Source organism: Candidatus Methylomirabilota bacterium (assembly GCA_035315345.1).
In the GTDB taxonomy this organism is placed as follows: domain Bacteria; phylum Methylomirabilota; class Methylomirabilia; order Rokubacteriales; family CSP1-6; genus CAMLFJ01.
The window spans coordinates 102,168-117,725 of the sequence record DATFYA010000193.1; the positions used below are offsets into that span (position 1 = coordinate 102,168).

Here is a 15,558-nt window from a genome sequence, read left to right on the forward strand (position 1 = left end):
CTCACGGCCGAGGCCTCCCCTCATGGAATGAGGAGGATCTTGCCGGTCGTTTTCCGTCCCTCGAGCTGCCGGTGCGCCTCGGCGGCCTGCTCGAGCGGGAACTGGTGATCCACCCGGAGCTTGACCTTGCCTTCGCTGATCCAGCCGAGCAGCTCGTTCGAGCGCTGCATCAGCTCGTCGCGCGTGGCGATGTGGTGATTGAGGCTCGGCCGCGTCACGAACAGCGAGCCCCCCGCGTTGAGCCGCTGCAGGTCCAGTGGCGGCACCGGACCGCTGGCCGCCCCGAACAGGGCCATGAGGCCGCGCGGCCTCAGGCAGTTGAGCCCTTTGTCGAACGTGCTGGCCCCCACGCCGTCGTACACCACGTCGACGCCGCGCCCGCCGGTCAGACGCTTCACCTCGGGCTCGAAGTCCTGCTTCGTGTACAGGATCACGTGATCGGCCCCCGCCGCCCTGGCCAGGGCCGCCTTCTCCTCGGTCGAGACTGTGCCGATCACGGTCGCCCCGCGCATCTTGGCCATCTGGCAGAGCAGCAGGCCCATGCCGCCGGCGGCGGCCTGGACCAGGACGGTCTCGCCCTTCTTGACCGGCCAGGTCGAGGTGACGAGGTAGTGGGCGGTGAGCCCTTGGAGCATGGCCGCCGCGCCGTCCTTGAACGTGAGCTTGCTCGGCAGCGCCACCAGACGGTCCGACGGCACGACGTGCATCTGGCTGTACGAGCCGATGATGCCGGTCCAGGCCACCCGATCGCCCACCTTCACGTCGGAGACCCCGGGCCCCACCGCGGTCACCGTGCCCGCTCCTTCCATGCCGGGCGTCAACGGCAGCGTCGCCTTGTAGGCGCCGGTGCGGAAGTAGACGTCGATGTAGTTCACCCCGCAGGCCTCGAGCTTCACCTGCGCCTGCCCGGCCGCCGGAGTCGGGGCGGGCATCTCCTCCAGCTTCATGCTCTCGGGCCCGCCCGGAGCGTGCACGCGGATCGCCTTCATGGCTTCTCCTCCTTCAGACCTTCGATAGGGTGTGTAGCTCGCTGACCACGTCCTGACGCTCCACGAATCGCGCCAGCTCGTTCATGCGCTCGTCGAAGAACACGAACACCGGGATCGTGCGGTAGAGTCCCCGCTTCAGATACTGGTCCATCACGTCGGGGCTCTTGTCTCGAAGGAAGACCCGTACCTCGACGCCGGGCTCGCCCTCCACCAGCCGGGCCAGCGCCGGGAAGCTGTAGAGCGCGTCCCCGCACCAGTCCTCGGTGACGATCAGGATCCGCAGTCCCGGGCCCAGCCGCCGCAGCGCCTCGCGATCCTCGTCCTCGATCGCGGCCTCGCGCATGACCCGCACGAACCGCTCCTTGTTCACGCGCATCTGGTCGAGGTATTCGGCCACCGTCATGCCCTCCGCGAATCGCGCGGCGGTGATCATCCGATGGCTAGCGCATCGACGCGAGGTCGACGGTGAACTTGGCGACCACCTTGGCCTCCACGTCCCGCACCAGGAGCGTGACGGTCGCTTTGGGATCCACGCCCTCGGCCGAGAACACGTAGACACACCGGGCGGTGAACTGACCGTCGTCGCCGCGGAGCGCGGTCCGCTCGTTCTGGGCGAACGAGGCCTTGAGCTCCTGCTGCCGCGCGAGCAGCGTGGGGGCGTAGTATCGGGCGAAGTCGACGCGTCCTCCGCGGAGGGTCACCCAGAACACGAGCTTGCCTTCCTGGTCCTTCAGGACGGATTCGATGTCGCGAGGCTTCAGCTCCCGGTCCTGGAAGGCGGAGTTGCGCGCGGCCAGGGCCAGTCGATGAAACGGCGTCATGACCATGACCGCTTCGCCCGAGCCCCCGTTCACCCGCCATTCGCCGCCCCACTGATCGTCGATGACGCTGCGTCGTCCCGCACGCACTGCCTCGTCGCGATCCCGGGGCGTGAGGGCGAACAGTGCGGCGTCAACAGGAGCGGTGCACGTGAGCGACAGGGCGGCGGCCATCGCCGAGCACCACCACCGGCATGAGCGAGCCCGCCTCATGTGGAGCGCATTGTAGCACAGCGGTTGCGGCCCTCCGGGACGGGCGGTATCGTCGCATCATGTACCGGTGGCTCGTTCTCGCCGTGCTGCTGAGCGGCTGCGCCTCTGCCTTCCCGAAAGAGGTGATGAGCACGGTCAACACCGCCGTCACCGTCGAGATGCTGCGCCCGGATCCCGTCGCGTTCAAGGGACAGCGGGTGATGGTGGGCGGGGATATCCTCTCCACCCAGCCCCGGACCGATGAGACGGAGATCGAGCTGCTCGCCCGCCGGCTCGGCAGCGACGGCGCCCCGGACCGCGGCGACCAGTCGCCGGGTCGTCTGCTGCTCCGCTCCCCTGCGTTCCTCGATCCGGCGGTCTACGGCCAGGGGCGACGGGTTACCGTGATCGGCACCGTGTCCGGCGTGGAGGAGCGCAAGGTCGGCGACGTCCCCTATCGCTACCCGGTGATCCAGGTGGAGCGGATTCGGCTCTGGCCGAAGGACGTCACCCTGGGGTCCGACTACTATTATCCGTACGGCCCGTGGCCCTATTACGACCCGTACTATTTCTGGCCCCGGCGGGGCTTCTACCCGTACGGCTGGTGGTGGTGACCGCGCGCGCGGGTCGCTACTTGCCGACCATCACCGAGTCGAACGTCGCGGGATCGAGGTAGCGCGCGGCCACTCGCTGCACGTCGGCGGCGGTGACCCGTCCGATGCGCTCCTTGTAGCGATCCGGATAGTCGAGCCCGAGCCCGCCCTCCTCCACCGCGGCCACGAAGCGGGCCACCTTGCCGGACGTGTCCAGCCGCAGCGGAAAGCTGCCGATGAGATACGACTTGGCCGAGTCCAGCTCCGCCGCGGTGACCGGCTCGCGCCCGATGCGGGCCATCTCATCGCGCACCAGCTGGACCGCCTGGGCCACCGCATCGTTGCGGGTCTGCAGCGACACCACGCACGAGGAGCCGTAGCGGCCCGGCTGCACCGCCGCGTACACCGAATAGGCGAGCCCGCGCTCCTCGCGGACCCGCGTGTAGAGCCGCGAGGCGGAGCCCCCTCCCAGGATGTAGGCCGCGACCGAGAGCGGGAAGTAGTCCGGGTCGTCCTGCCGGATGGACGGTCGGCCCAGCAGCACGGTGGTCTGGCTCAGATCGCGCGTGATCCTCCGCGTCTCTGCGATCACCGGCGCGCCGGGCTTGGGAATCGGCGGCAGCGTCGCCGACGGGCTGGCCCAGCCGGCGAGACGCGACAGGAGGGCGGCGCGGATCTCGGCCACCGTGATGTCGCCCACCGCCACGATGACGGCGCCGTCGGGCCGGTAGTGGGCTCGGTAGAACTCCACGACCTGCTCCCGGGTGAGCGTGCCGACCGATTCGATGGTGCCGGCCGAGGGCCGGCCGTACGGATGACCGGGGAAGATCATGGGACCCAGCGCGCGTCCCGCCACCGTGCCCGGGCTCTGCTCCGACCGGCGCAGCCCGGCCTGGATCTCGCCGATCTTCCGGGTGACCTCGTCGGCGGGAAACGCCGGATGCAGCAGGACCTCCGCGAGCAGATCGAGACCGAGCGGCAGGTCCTTCTTCAGCACCGAGAGGAAGAGGGTCGCGCCGTCACGGCCGGCGCCGGCCTCGAGGCTGCCCCCCACGAACTCGATGGCGCGGTCCAGCTCGGGACCGGACCGTCGCGTCGTGCCCCGCGTGATCGAGTCGGCGGTGAGGTTGGCCAGACCCAGCGCGTCGGCCGGATCGCGGACCGAGCCGCCCGGCACCGCGATCTGCAGAACCACGATCGGGACGGCCGGACGCTCCGCGACGAGCAGTACCGCGCCGCTCGGGAGGATCTCGCGATGGGCCAGCGGCGCCGTGGCCGCCGCCGGGACCGCGAGCAGCGCCGCGAGCAGGATCACTGCGGGCAGTCGTCTTGCTCTCACGGTCGGCTCCCAGCCGGGCTCACCGGGCCGGCGCGGCGGCCGGAGGCACCGGGAGCAGGATCGACACGTTCTTGCGGTCGACCGGGAAGTAGGTGCGCGCGACCCGTTGCAGATCCGCGGGGCTCACCGCCCGCAGCCTCGGGAGGTAGTCCTCGAGGAGGCGCCAGGACCCGAGGATCTCGAAGCGGCCGAGTACCGAGGCGCGGGAGAACACCGAATCCTGCTGCCAGACGAACGAGGCCTCGATCTGGTTGCGCGCCCGCTCCAGCTCCTCCGCGGGCACCGGCTCCTGCTTGAGCCGCTCGACCTCGTCGAGCAGCGCCTGCTCGACCGACTCCGGGGTGTGGTCGGGCAGCGGGGTCGCGTAGAACCAGAACAGCGACGGATCGATCGAGGAGTACGAGTATTCCCCGCCCGCTCCCAGCACGATGCGCTTGTCGTACACGAGCCGCCGGTAGAGACGGGAGGCGCGGCCCTCCGACAGCAGCTGCGAGAGCAGCTCCAGCGCGGGGGCATCCGGCGAGGTGTAGTTGGGCACGTGCCAGGCGATGTTCACGACCGGGAGCTGCGCGCCCTCCTTGCGCAGCAGCAGCCGCCGCTCGTCGATCTGCGGGGGCTCGACCGCGGTCACCGCGGGCGGGGCCGTTCCGCGCGGGATCGCCCCGAAATACTGCCGCACCCGCGCCAGCACGTTGGCGGCCTTCACGTTGCCCACCACGGTCAGGACCGCGTTGTTCGGCCGGTAGTAGGTGTCGTAGAAGGCGCGCAGCTCGGTGGCGTTGATGCGCTCGATGTCGGCCATCCAGCCGATGGTGGGCCAGTGATACGGGCTCGCCTTGAAGGCCAGCGAGCTCATCGCCTCGTACACGGCGCCGTCCGGATCGTCCTCGCTCCGCATGCGGCGCTCTTCCAGGACCACCTTGCGCTCGGAGTCGATCTCCGCGGGATCCAGCAGCAGGTTCCGCATCCGATCGGCCTCGATCTGCAGAATCAGGTCCAGACGATCGGCCGCGATGTTGGTGTAGTAGCCGGTCATGTCCTTGGTGGTGAACGCATTCTCTCGCCCGCCGCTCTGCTCGATGAGCCGGGAGATCTCGCCGCGCCCGCGCGTGGGCGTGCCCTTGAACATGAGGTGCTCGAGGAAGTGGGCGAGGCCCGTCGCGCCCGGCCGCTCGTTGCGCGAGCCGACGCGATACAGGATCTGCACGGCCACGATCGGGTTGCGCGAATCCTCCTGCACGAGCAGGCGGAGCCCGTTGTCGAGCGTGGCCTCGATGACCTGGAGCTTCACCGGCGGGGGCGTCGAGCCGGCCGGCTGGGCGAGAGCGGTTGCGGTGATGCCGAGGGAGAAGACGAGAGCCAACAGCCCGGAGACGCGAATCATGGCGACATGGTAGCACCCCGCCGCGCCGGCGGTGCGCCGGCCCGGTCCTAGGCGCGCTGGGCCAGACCTCGCGCCCGGGCGAAGACCGAGCGCAGCATCGTGCGGGTGAGCTTGCCGGTGAAGGTGTTCTGCTGGCTGGGATGAAAGGTGCCGAGCAGGACGATCCCGTCGTCGGGCAGCCGAACCTCCGCGCCGTGTCCGAAGCGGGGCAGCGGACGCGGGAGCCCGAGCCCGCGCGCCGGGCGGCTCCGCAGGTACGCGTCCCACCCGATCTTGCCCAGCGCGACCACGATCCGCACGCGCGACAGCAGGCGCAGCTCCTCCAGCAGGAACGGCTGGCACCGCTTCATCTCCGCGATCGTCGGCTTGTTGGCCGGCGGAGCGCACCTGGCGGTCGCCGTGATGTAGGCGTCGATCAGCTCGAGCCCATCGCCGGCGTGGGTCGACGTGGGCTGGCTCGCCATGCCGACCTCGTGGAGCGCCCGGAACAGCCAGTCGCCGCTGCGGTCGCCCGTGAACATGCGTCCGGTGCGGTTGCCGCCGTGCGCCGCGGGGGCCAGCCCGACCAGCAGCACGCGCGCCGCGGGATCACCGAATCCGGGGAGCGGACGGGCCCAGTAGTCCTGTCCGGCATAACGCGGCGGCGGGTGCAGGGCGACGAGCTCGCGATGGCGGACGAGTCGTGGACAGCGACGGCAGGCGACGATGCGTCGGGCGAGGTCGAGGAGGCCGGACTCAGCGGAGGCGCTGATTGGCGGCCTTGGATCCGTTGTCCGGCGCGACCCAGGGGCCGGGGCTGCGGACGAAGCGCTGGCCGTCCCAGTAGCCGAATGTCGTCGGCCCGGACTGAGACGAAGAGCTGCCGCCCTTGCCCTTCTGCCGGCCCGGCGTGCTGGGAGCGGGCGCGCCGCCGTACTTCTGCGATGGCATGGACGGGCCGTGAGGAATGCCGTAGCCGCCGCCCATGCCGGGGCCGGCCGCGTCGACCGGGCGGGCGGCCGCGAGCACGACCCCGATCGAGCCGACCAGGACAGCCACCGACGCGAGCCCCCGCTGCACCCTGCCCATGGCCGCTAGGATACACCACCTGGTCTCGCGTGGGCAGACGGCCGGGGCGGTGGCAGTGCTACCCTGGGGTCGTGCGTCCGACCGCCCGGGTTCCCGCGCTCATCGTGCACGGCGGAGCCGGCGCGGATCCCGGTGGCCGGGACGAATTGCGGTCGGGCATTCGCGACGCGACCGCCGCCGGCTGGCGAGCCCTGGACGAGGGCGGGACCGCCCTCGACGCCGTCGAGACCGCCGTCCGCCGCCTGGAGGACCACCCGCGGTTCAATGCCGGGCGCGGCTCCGTGCTGACCAGCGCCGGGACCGTGGAGGCCGACGCCGCCATCATGGAAGGCGACAGGCTCCGCAACGGGGCGGTCGGCGCCGTCTCCGGAGTTCCGAATCCGGTGACGCTCGCCCGCCGCATCCTGGACGACGGCCGGCATTCCTTCTTCGTGGGTCCAGGCGCGCTCGCTCGAGCCCGCGAGCTCGGCGTGCCTCTCTGCGACCCGACCGCCCTGGTGACCGAGCATCAGCGCCGCCGCCTCGCCACCCTGCAGGCCGGAACCGTCGGCGCGGTGGCGCTGGATCGATTCGGCACGATCGCCGCGGCCACGTCCACCGGCGGCACCGCGGGCAAGGCACCCGGGCGCGTCGGAGACAGCCCGCTGATCGGCTGCGGCACGTACGCCGAGAGCACGCTGGGCGGCGTCTCCTGCACCGGCGACGGCGAGGCGATCATCCGGGTCGTCCTCGCCCGGCGCACGCTCGAGATCCTGAAATCGGTGGGCGATCCCGCGCACGCCTGCGAGGTGGCGCTGAGCGTCCTCGTCGAGGAGGGGCTGGGCCAGGGGGGCCTGATCCTGCTCGACTGGCGCGGGCGCATGGGCTGGGCGCGGTCGACCGCCCTCATGCCGGTCGGACTCATGTCCCCCCGTCACGCCGAGCCGGAGCTGCCCTTCTGATGATCGACGTCGCCGACATCCGGGAGGCCGCGAAGCGCATCGCCGGCACGATCACCGAGACCCCCTGCCCCTACTCGGAGACACTCTCCGAGCTCACCGGGGCGCGCGTCTTCGTCAAGCTGGAGAATCTGCAGATGACCGGCTCGTTCAAGGAGCGTGGCGCGGCGAACCTGCTGCTCCAGCTCTCGCCGGCCGAGCGCCGCCGGGGCGTGATCGCGGCCAGCGCGGGCAACCACGGCCTCGCCGTCGCCTTCCACGCCGCCCGCCTCGGCATCGCGGCGGTCATCGTGATGCCGGAATGGGCGCCGCTCGCCAAGGTCACCGCGGCGCGCCGGCACGGCGCCGAGGTGGTGCTCCACGGCGAGAACTTCGACGAGGCCTACGTCCGCGCGCGCGAGATCGAGGCCGCGCGCCACCTGGTCTTCGTGCATCCCTTCGACGACGATCGGGTGATCGCCGGCCAGGGCACCATCGGGCTCGAGATGATCGCGCAGGTGCCGGGGCTCGACGCGGTGCTGGTGCCGGTGGGCGGGGGCGGGCTCATCGGCGGGGTGGCGGTCGCGGTCAAGGCGACCCGGCCGTCGGCGACCGTCATCGGCGTGCAGGCACACGAGGTGGCGGCGATGACCGCGGCGATCTCGGCGGGCGATCGGGTCACGGTGCCGGCCGCCACCACGATTGCCGACGGCATCGCGGTGCGCCGGGTCGGCGCCCACACCTTCGATCTGGCGCGCCGTCACGTCGACGGGCTGGTGACCGTGACCGAGGAGGAGATCGCCAACGCGATCCTCCTGCTGCTGGAGATCGAGAAGACGGTGGTGGAGGGCGCGGGCGCGGTGGCGCTCGCCGCCCTCGCCAACGGGCGCGTGGACCTCGAGGGCAAGCGCGTGGGGCTGGTCCTCTCCGGCGGCAACATCGACGTCAACGTGATCGCCCGCGTGATCGAGCGCGGCCTGGTCAAGGACGGCCGGCTCGTGCGCCTCCGCGTGCATCTGCGGGATCGCCCCGGATCGCTCAGCCGGCTCACCGCGCTGCTCGCGGCGGATCGGGCCAACGTGCTGCACATCGAGCACGACCGCGCGTTCTCGCGCGCCCCGGTGGGCGACAGCGAGGTCGAGGTGACGCTCGAGACCTCCGGCCCCGACCAGATCGCCACGATCAAGCGTCACCTCGCCGAGGCCGGCTACTCGGCCGAGGAGGTCGCGCCCACCTGACCCGGCCGCCGCGTCAGGACCGCGAGAGGGTGAAGCGGGCGGCGGTGGTGCCCTCGGGACCGGCGAGCCACTCCTTCACCGTCTCGTAGCCGTACCGGAGCGCGGCGCGGCTGGCCTCGAACCCCATGGACGGGCCCACCAGCGGCGACGGCTTGGGCTCCGGCTGGATCACCAGGATCTCCACCGCGGGGTGCCGCAGCTTGATCTCGCGCAGTCCCAGATTGAAGAGGTTGAGGCTCGCGATGTGGGTGGTCTGCTCCACGATCGCGTAGAGTCCTCCGCGGCGGATCTCGGGCGCGTCGGGCTCGGTCAGGCACTGCGGCACCGCCGGGTTGACCGCGACCAGCACGGTGGCGCCCGCGTCCACGGCCAGGTCCGCGTGGCCGGTGTAGCCCACGTCACCGTCGACGTAGTCGCGGCCGTCGATCCGGAAGGGCTCGAAGAAGCCGGGGATCGCCGAGGATGCCGCGATCGCCTGGGAGATGGGCACGCCCATGTGATCGCCCGATCCGAAGACCACGCGCTCGGCGCGGTCGAGTGCGACCGCGGCCACCAGGAGCGGCCGGGGCGTGCCGGTGAAGCTGTTCGACAGGCCCTTGGCCTGGAACGCCTCGCGGATGTAGGCCTCGAGCGGGGCCAGCGAGAAGAAGCCGGCCGGCATGTCGCCGCCGCTCCGGGCCAGGAGGTCGGGCCACTCCAATCGGAAGTCGGTCACCGCCCGCTTGCCGATGGCCCACACGAACTGGGCCAGGTTGCGCGCCGCCCCCGAGAACGAGCCCTTGTGATACACCGACCCACGCTGGAAGTTGAGCGGATCGTCGCGCTCCTCGTCGAGAATGGCGTACAGCTCGCGCGGGCTCACCCCGTTGGCCATCAGCGCGCCGACGACCGAGCCCGCGCTCGACCCCACGTAGAGATCGAACTCGTTGGCCCGGAAGTCGGGCAGCACCTCGTCGAGCGCGGCGAGCGCCCCGACCTCGTACATGCCCCCGATGACGCCGCCGCCCGCCAGCACCAGCCCGCGCCGCGCGGGCGCGCGGCTCCAGCCGAGGCGCTCCAGCCAGCCACGAAACCCGTTCGCGGACGTCACCGGCGGGAGCGGTCGGCGGTCACGCGCCGGTGAAGGTCGGCGGCCGCTTCTCGAGGAAGGCGCGGACCCCCTCGGCGTGGTCCTCCGAGGTGATGGTCTGGGCCTGGGCGTAGGCCTCGAAGCCCAGCGACGTGGCCAGGTCCACGGTGGCCGAGCGGTTCAGCAGGGCCTTGGCGAGGCTCAGCGCGGCGGGCGGGCCGGCCGCGATGCGCGCCGCGAATGCCCGCGTGGTCTTCTCCAGATCGGCCGCGGGCACCACGCGGTTGACGAGCCCGATGCGCAGGGCTTCGGCCGCGTCGATGATGTCGGCGGAGAACACGAGCTCCTTGGCCTTGGCGAGCCCGACCAGGCGCGGGAGCAGCCAGGTCCCGCCGCCGTCCGGCACGAGACCGATCTTGGCGAACACCTCGCCGAAGCGGGCCCGGTCCGACGCGATCACCAGGTCGCAGCCCAGGGCGATGTTGCATCCGGCGCCCACCGCGAAGCCGTCCACCATCGCGATGGTCGGCTTCGGGAACTCGAACAGCCGGACGACGAAGCGGTTCAGCGATTCCACCCGGGCGCGCCCCTCCGCCGCGGTGTGCCGCTTGGCCGCCATGGTCTTCACGTCGCCGCCGGCCGAGAAGTGCCCGCCCGCGCCGGTGAGGACCACCACGCGGCACGCCGCGTCGACGTCGAGCTCGTCGAGGATCGCGAGCAGCTCGCGGCGCATCACGAGGTCCAGCGCATTGCGCGCCTCGGGCCGGTTCAGGGTGATGGTCGCGATGCCGTCGGTCCGATCCACCAGGATGGTGCGATAGCCCATCAGCGTCCTCCAGCCACCGGATGTGGCCGACCCGGCAGCGGCACCGCGCGGCTTGCCGTCCGCGCCGTCTCGTTGATCGCGAGGCTGAGCCCGGCGGCGATCAGGAGCAGCGCCGCGGCCACCGCGAACGCGGCGCCGTAGCCGCCGGTGAGATCGAACAGGGCGCCGCCCAGCCAGGAGCCCAGCGCCGCGCCCGCCTGATGCGAGAGGAAGATCAGACCGAAGAGCGAGCCCACCGAGTACCGGCCGAACAGGTCTCCGGTGAGCGCCGAGGTCATGGCCAGGCTGCCCGACATCCCGACGCCGCCGATGGCGGCCACGAGCAGGAGCAGCCGGGGGTCGTGGACGGTGAAGAGCATGCCGAAGGCGGCGACCCGCAGCACGTAGACCGCGGCGAGCACCGGCTTCCGCCCCCAGCGGTCGGAGATGAGCCCGAGCGTCAGCCCGCCCCCGATCGCGGTCATCCCCAGGAAGCCGATCGCCGACGATGCGGTCATGGGGTGGAAGCCGTGGTCGGTCAGCATCGGCACGCCGTGGGCGGAGAGCAGGCTCATCGAGAAGCCGCAGTTGAAGAGTCCCGCGGTGAGCAGCCAGAAGGACGGGATCCGCAGCGCGTCCGCGATCGCGGTGCGCTCGACGAACGCGACGCCCGCCGCCGGCGGGGCCGGTCGGCCGTCCGGGTGCAGCCCCATGCTCTCGGGATCGTCGCGGAGTACCCAGAGAGCCAGCGGCAGGGTGATGGCCAGCGAGACCACCCCGAGGATCACGCAGCTCGTCCGCCATCCGTACCGCAGGATGCTCCACATCGCGGCCGGGACCAGCACCGCCATGCCCGCCATGGAGGCGGAGCCCAGCGAGCTCATGGTGACCCCGCGGTGCCGCACGAACCAGCGGGCCAGCATCACCGAGCCCATCACGTGGCCGGTGGCCGCGAGGCCGAGCGAGCCGATCACCGCGTAGTACAGATAGAACTCCCACAGGGTGGTCATGCGGCCGGTGAGCACGAGCGAGACGGCCGTCACGAACGCACCGCCCGCGCACACCACGCGCGCGCCGATCCGGTCCACGAGGCGTCCGACCAGCGGCATGAACGCGCCGTACAGGAGGAGCGAGGCCGCGACCACGAGGGAGAAGCTGCCGCGGTCGACGCCCAGGTCGTCGGTCACCGGCTTGAGAAAGGGACCGATCGTGAAGCGGATTCCCGAGGAGAGCAGCACGATGATCGCCAGTGCCAGCGCCACCCACCATCCGTAGAAGATTCGCGGCGCGGCGGCTCCCGGCGTCATCGCCATGACATGAGTCAGTATATTCCAGCGTCGCGGTCGGGGGCCGCCATTCTCGCGTGCTATGATTTCCGCGATCACATGACCATCGCGGCCGTGCTCGGACTTCCCGATCGGATCACCCGCGCGGTGATCGGCATGGTGCACCTCCGCGCGCTCCCGGGCAGCCCTCGCTGGGACGGCGACATGACCGGCGTGCTGCGCGCCGCGCTCGACGACGCGCGGGCGCTCGCCGAGGGCGGCGCCGACGCGATCATGGTCGAGAACCACGGCGACGTGCCCTTCACCGCCGGGCGCGTGGACGCGGCCAGCGTGGCCGGCATGGCGGTGGCGGTCGCGGAGATCCGGCGCCAGGTGCGCCTGCCCATCGGGGTCAACGTGCTGAAGAACGACGTCCGCTCTGCCCTGGCCATCGCGGCCAGCGCGGGCGCCCGCTTCGTGCGCGTCAACGTCCACGTGGGCGCGGTGGTGGCCGATCAGGGCCTCATTCAGTCCGACGCCCACGACAGCCTCCGCTACCGCCGGCTGCTCGGGGCCAACGTGGCCATCCTCGCCGACGTGCAGGCCAAGCACGGGATGCCGCTGGCCCCGGTGCCGATCGAGCAGGAGGCGCGCGATTGCTTCGCGCGCGGTCTCGCCGACGCGCTGGTGGTCTCGGGGGCGGCCACCGGCGAGCCGACGCCCATGAGCGATCTCAAGCGGGTGCGCGGCGCGGTCCCCGAGGCCCCGCTCCTGGTGGGCAGCGGCGCGTCGCCCGAGACGGTCGCCGAGCTGCTCTCGGTGGCCGATGGGGTGATCGTGGGCACCTCGATCAAGCGCGACGGCCGTCTCCCGAACCCGGTCGACGCCGAGCGGGTGCGGCGCCTCGTCGCGGCCGCCCGCGGCGCCCGCGGGTGAGCGTTCGGCCCCTCCGTCGTCGAGGGACGCTTCTCGCGCTGGCCCTGGCGGTGTCCGGCTGCGCGCTCGTGACGCCTCGCCCCGCCCCCGATCCGGTGCGCCTGCGGATCGCCGATCTCCTCCTGGTAGGCTTCAGCGGCACGGAGGTCGCCGGCAACGCGGAAGTGCGGCGCCTGGTGTGCGACGTCAAGGTCGGCGGCGTGCTCCTCTTCGAGCGTTTCGCCGCGTCGGGCCGGCCGCGCAACATGGTGAGCCCCGAGCAGATCACCACGCTCACCCGCGACCTGCAGGCTCTGGCCGCGGGTTGCGCGGGGCGGCCGCTCTTCATCGCCACCGACGCGGAGGGCGGCCGGGTCATGCGCCTCTCGCCGCGCCTGGGATATCTGCCGACCCTGTCGGCGCAGGAGGTGGGCGCGCGGGATGATCCCGCGTTCACCCGGGCCGAGGCCGGCCGCATGGGCCGGATGCTGCGCGAGGCCGGCATCAACTGGGACCTGGCCCCGGTGGTGGACGTGGCGGTGAACCCGACCAACCCGGCGGTGGTCACCACCGGCCGCACGTACTCCGCCGATCCGGAGCGGGTGATCGCGCATGCGCGCGCCTTCGTGCAGGGCATGCACGAGGCGGGCGTGCTCACCGCGCTGAAGCACTTCCCCGGCCACGGCTCGAGCCGCCAGGACTCCCACCTGGGCTTCACCGAGGTGACCGATACCGCGGTGCTGCGCGTGGAGCTCTCACCCTACCGCGCGCTCATCGCGGACGGCCTGGCCGATAGCGTGATGACCGCGCACGTGTTCAATCGCGGCCTCGATCCGTGGGACCCCGCGACGCTGTCGCGCTTCACCGTGCGCCGCGTGCTCCGCGGCTGGCTCCACTACGACGGGGTCGTGGTATCGGACGACCTGCTGATGGGCGCCATCGCCCAGCACTACGGGCTCGAGGAGGCGTCGGTGCTGGCGCTCAACGCGGGCGTGGACGTGCTCCTGGTTTCCCAGAACACGGGGCGGATCGACGATCGGGCGGCCGAGCGGGTGGTCGCCGCCGTCACCCGCGCCATCGCCGACGGGCGGCTCAGCGAGTCCACCGTGCAGGCGGCGGTGGCGCGCGTCGACGCCCTCCGCGTCCGCCTGCGCTAGGGCCCTTCAGCGGCCCCGGAGAGACTGAAGGAAGCGCTCGACGTCGGCGCGGTCGGGCAGCGCGTCCTGGGCCCCGCGGCGCGTGCACGTGAGCGCGGCAGCGGCGCTGGCCAGCGGGATCACCTGCTCGAGGCTGCCGCCGGCCGCCAGGCCGACCGCCAGCGCGCCGTTGAACGCGTCGCCCGCGCCGGTGGTGTCCACCACCTCCACCGGGAACGCCTCGAAGTGCACCGCGGAGGCGCCGTCGCAGACCAGCGCACCCTGCTCGCCGAGGGTGATGATCACCGTCCCCGCGCCGCGCTCGCACAGGCGCGCGGCCGCCTGTCGCCCCGACTCGAGATCCCGCACCTCGATGCCGGTCAGCGCCGCGACCTCGCCCGCGTTGGGCGTGAGGTAGGTCACCAGTGAGAGGAGCTCGTCCGACAGTTCCTGGACCGGCGCCGGATTGAGCACGGTGGGCACGCCGTGCCGGCGGGCGGTCTCGAGCGCCCAGCGCACCACCGGCACCGGGACCTCCAGCTGGCTCACCAGCACCTCGGCCCACGCGATCGCGTCCTGGCCGGCCCGCGCCATCTCGACGGTCAGCCGATGGTTGGCCCCCGGGGCGACCCCGATCTGGTTGCGGCCCTCCCGGTCCACGAAGATCAGCGCGGTGCCGGTCGCGGCGTCCGACGAGGTCGCGATGCCGTCCACCCCGATTCCCTGCTCGCGCAGGGCTCGACGAATCTCGCCGCCGGAGTCGTCGTCGCCGACGCAGCCGATCATCCGCACCTCTGCACCCAGGCGTCGCGCCGCCACCGCCTGGTTGGCGCCCTTGCCACCGCGGTCGACCAGCAGGGTACCCGCCGAGACCGTCTCGCCCGTCCGCGGAAGCCGCGGGAGCGCCACCGTGAAGTCGAGGTTCGCGGAGCCGATCACGCAGACGCGGGGCACAGGCCCTCCAGGACCAGACGCAGCGCCCGCTCCACGTCCACCGCGAGGGCCACCCGGCAGGCGGGCGACGCGGGACCGCCGGCCGGAGGTCGACGGCGGTCGGCCAGCGTCAGGCCACGGGCGAGCCGTCCCTCGCACTCGACCTCGACGTGGAGCGCCTCGAAGGTCACGAGCGACGGATCGAGCGCCACCGCCATCGCGAGCGGGTCGTGCAGCACGATGCCGCCGCCTTCCCGCTCGTCGCCGAAGGCGAAGCCGTGGCCGGTGAAATCGAGGATGAAGCGCGCGACGGGGCTCGCGCGCCCGCGCAGACGTCCGACGAGGGCGCGCTCGGCCAGCACCACCTGGCGGGTCACGTCGAGCGGGATCAGCTCGATCGGCAGGCCCGCGGAGAGCACCATCGCGGCCGCCTCGGGATCGACGTGGATGTTGAACTCGGCCGCCGGCGTCACGTTGCCCGGCACCGCGATGGCCCCGCCCATCACCACGATCCGCCCGGCCCGGGCGAGGCCCCGGGCGTCGAGGGCGAGGGCGGCGGCCACGTTGGTGAGCGGCCCCAGGGCCACGATGGTCAGGTCCCGGCCCCAGCGATCCGCGGTGTCCAGAATCGCTTCCGCCGCCGCGGCCGTCTCAAGAGGGACCGCGGGCTCCGGATAGCGGGGCCGGCCGTCGGGCTCCACGAAGCGATCGAGGTGGCCGAGGCCGTCGTCGCCGTGGACGTGGGCCGCGGTGACCAGCGCGCCCTTCAGCGGCGTCGGCGCACCCTGGAAGACCGGCGGCATCGGATCGGGCGCGGCCACCGCCAGGATGCGGCGGGCGTTCACGGTGGCCAGGTCCACCGACACGTTGCCCGCGACGGTGGTGATCGCTTCGACG

The 15,558-nt window shown here is 72.2% G+C and carries 17 protein-coding genes; 5 read left to right on the forward strand and 12 right to left on the reverse strand.

Translation table 11 applies throughout. From position 1 onward, the window contains the following. Window positions 1–20 precede the first annotated feature (20 nt). Genes VKN16_25095 through VKN16_25105 form a run of 3 tightly spaced genes read right to left on the reverse strand, consistent with a single transcriptional unit; the run spans window position 21 to window position 1,981 of the window. Entirely contained in the window at window positions 21–989 is a 969-nt protein-coding gene (locus VKN16_25095; GenBank protein ID HME97497.1) for a quinone oxidoreductase, read from the reverse strand. A gap of 13 nt (window positions 990–1,002) precedes the next feature. Next, on the reverse strand, window positions 1,003–1,422 hold the full coding sequence (locus VKN16_25100; GenBank protein ID HME97498.1) for a thioredoxin family protein: 420 nt from the start codon (window positions 1,420–1,422) through the stop codon (window positions 1,003–1,005). 7 nt (window positions 1,423–1,429) lie between these two features. Further along, window positions 1,430–1,981, reverse strand: coding sequence for a hypothetical protein (locus tag VKN16_25105; GenBank protein HME97499.1), 552 nt, complete (start codon window positions 1,979–1,981; stop codon window positions 1,430–1,432). A 98-nt stretch (window positions 1,982–2,079) separates the two neighbouring features. On the opposite strand from VKN16_25105, the gene VKN16_25110 reads away from it, so the two are divergent. After that, window positions 2,080–2,613, forward strand: coding sequence for a Slp family lipoprotein (locus VKN16_25110; GenBank protein HME97500.1), 534 nt, complete (start codon window positions 2,080–2,082; stop codon window positions 2,611–2,613). 16 nt (window positions 2,614–2,629) lie between these two features. Here VKN16_25110 and VKN16_25115 read toward each other — a convergent pair whose 3' ends face one another. Genes VKN16_25115 through VKN16_25130 form a run of 4 tightly spaced genes read right to left on the reverse strand, consistent with a single transcriptional unit; the run spans window position 2,630 to window position 6,383 of the window. Beyond that, window positions 2,630–3,931 (reverse strand): pitrilysin family protein, encoded by a 1,302-nt coding sequence (locus VKN16_25115; protein HME97501.1) that lies wholly within the window; start codon window positions 3,929–3,931, stop codon window positions 2,630–2,632. 19 nt (window positions 3,932–3,950) lie between these two features. Then, entirely contained in the window at window positions 3,951–5,315 is a 1,365-nt protein-coding gene (locus VKN16_25120) for a pitrilysin family protein (GenBank protein ID HME97502.1), read from the reverse strand. A 47-nt stretch (window positions 5,316–5,362) separates the two neighbouring features. Beyond that, window positions 5,363–6,067: a uracil-DNA glycosylase gene (locus tag VKN16_25125; protein ID HME97503.1), complete on the reverse strand. Its 705-nt coding sequence runs from the start codon at window positions 6,065–6,067 to the stop codon at window positions 5,363–5,365. Beyond that, window positions 6,051–6,383, reverse strand: coding sequence for a hypothetical protein (locus VKN16_25130; GenBank protein ID HME97504.1), 333 nt, complete (start codon window positions 6,381–6,383; stop codon window positions 6,051–6,053). The genes VKN16_25125 and VKN16_25130 overlap by 17 nt, the downstream gene beginning before the upstream one ends. Window positions 6,384–6,454: 71 nt before the next feature. Between VKN16_25130 and VKN16_25135 the strand changes: the two genes are divergently transcribed. Beyond that, window positions 6,455–7,324: an isoaspartyl peptidase/L-asparaginase gene (locus VKN16_25135; GenBank protein HME97505.1), complete on the forward strand. Its 870-nt coding sequence runs from the start codon at window positions 6,455–6,457 to the stop codon at window positions 7,322–7,324. Further along, window positions 7,324–8,538, forward strand: coding sequence for a threonine ammonia-lyase (locus tag VKN16_25140; GenBank protein ID HME97506.1), 1,215 nt, complete (start codon window positions 7,324–7,326; stop codon window positions 8,536–8,538). Before VKN16_25135 ends, VKN16_25140 begins: the two co-directional genes overlap by 1 nt. A 13-nt stretch (window positions 8,539–8,551) precedes the next feature. Here the strand turns inward: VKN16_25140 and VKN16_25145 are convergent, their stop codons facing one another. Genes VKN16_25145 through VKN16_25155 form a run of 3 tightly spaced genes read right to left on the reverse strand, consistent with a single transcriptional unit; the run spans window position 8,552 to window position 11,674 of the window. Beyond that, entirely contained in the window at window positions 8,552–9,628 is a 1,077-nt protein-coding gene (locus tag VKN16_25145; GenBank protein ID HME97507.1) for a patatin-like phospholipase family protein, read from the reverse strand. Window positions 9,629–9,647: 19 nt separating this feature from the next. Continuing rightward, on the reverse strand, window positions 9,648–10,433 hold the full coding sequence (locus VKN16_25150) for an enoyl-CoA hydratase (GenBank protein ID HME97508.1): 786 nt from the start codon (window positions 10,431–10,433) through the stop codon (window positions 9,648–9,650). Then, the gene (locus VKN16_25155) at window positions 10,433–11,674 is read right to left on the reverse strand and encodes an MFS transporter (GenBank protein ID HME97509.1); all 1,242 of its coding nucleotides are present in this window, start codon (window positions 11,672–11,674) and stop codon (window positions 10,433–10,435) included. Before VKN16_25155 ends, VKN16_25150 begins: the two co-directional genes overlap by 1 nt. A gap of 123 nt (window positions 11,675–11,797) precedes the next feature. Here VKN16_25155 and VKN16_25160 point away from each other — a divergent pair, with 123 nt between their 5' ends. Both VKN16_25160 and VKN16_25165 read left to right on the forward strand, forming a co-directional pair. Continuing rightward, a complete protein-coding gene (locus tag VKN16_25160) occupies window positions 11,798–12,613 on the forward strand; it encodes a BtpA/SgcQ family protein (protein ID HME97510.1) in 816 nt (271 codons plus the stop codon). Then, a complete protein-coding gene (locus VKN16_25165) occupies window positions 12,610–13,749 on the forward strand; it encodes a glycoside hydrolase family 3 N-terminal domain-containing protein (protein HME97511.1) in 1,140 nt (379 codons plus the stop codon). The genes VKN16_25160 and VKN16_25165 overlap by 4 nt, the downstream gene beginning before the upstream one ends. Window positions 13,750–13,755: 6 nt before the next feature. Here VKN16_25165 and rbsK read toward each other — a convergent pair whose 3' ends face one another. Together rbsK and VKN16_25175 are read right to left on the reverse strand one after the other, a co-directional pair. After that, window positions 13,756–14,682 carry a ribokinase gene (gene rbsK, locus VKN16_25170; GenBank protein HME97512.1) on the reverse strand — a complete coding sequence of 309 codons (927 nt, stop codon included), beginning with the start codon at window positions 14,680–14,682 and terminating at the stop codon, window positions 13,756–13,758. After that, on the reverse strand, window positions 14,664–15,558 hold an 895-nt coding region (locus VKN16_25175; protein HME97513.1), incomplete at its 5' end, for a nucleoside hydrolase. The genes VKN16_25175 and rbsK, both read right to left, overlap by 19 nt.

What these genes read in the sequence shown, in the direction of transcription:
- VKN16_25160 (HME97510.1), top strand. Translation starts at nt 11,798, where the DNA reads ATGACCATCGCGGCCGTGCTCGGACTTCCCGATCGGATCACCCGCGCG.
- VKN16_25150 (HME97508.1), bottom strand. Translation starts at nt 10,433, where the DNA reads ATGGGCTATCGCACCATCCTGGTGGATCGGACCGACGGCATCGCGACC.
- VKN16_25110 (HME97500.1), top strand. Translation starts at nt 2,080, where the DNA reads ATGTACCGGTGGCTCGTTCTCGCCGTGCTGCTGAGCGGCTGCGCCTCT.
- VKN16_25130 (HME97504.1), bottom strand. Translation starts at nt 6,383, where the DNA reads ATGGGCAGGGTGCAGCGGGGGCTCGCGTCGGTGGCTGTCCTGGTCGGC.
- VKN16_25120 (HME97502.1), bottom strand. Translation starts at nt 5,315, where the DNA reads ATGATTCGCGTCTCCGGGCTGTTGGCTCTCGTCTTCTCCCTCGGCATC.
- VKN16_25100 (HME97498.1), bottom strand. Translation starts at nt 1,422, where the DNA reads ATGATCACCGCCGCGCGATTCGCGGAGGGCATGACGGTGGCCGAATAC.
- VKN16_25105 (HME97499.1), bottom strand. Translation starts at nt 1,981, where the DNA reads ATGGCCGCCGCCCTGTCGCTCACGTGCACCGCTCCTGTTGACGCCGCA.
- VKN16_25140 (HME97506.1), top strand. Translation starts at nt 7,324, where the DNA reads ATGATCGACGTCGCCGACATCCGGGAGGCCGCGAAGCGCATCGCCGGC.
- VKN16_25095 (HME97497.1), bottom strand. Translation starts at nt 989, where the DNA reads ATGAAGGCGATCCGCGTGCACGCTCCGGGCGGGCCCGAGAGCATGAAG.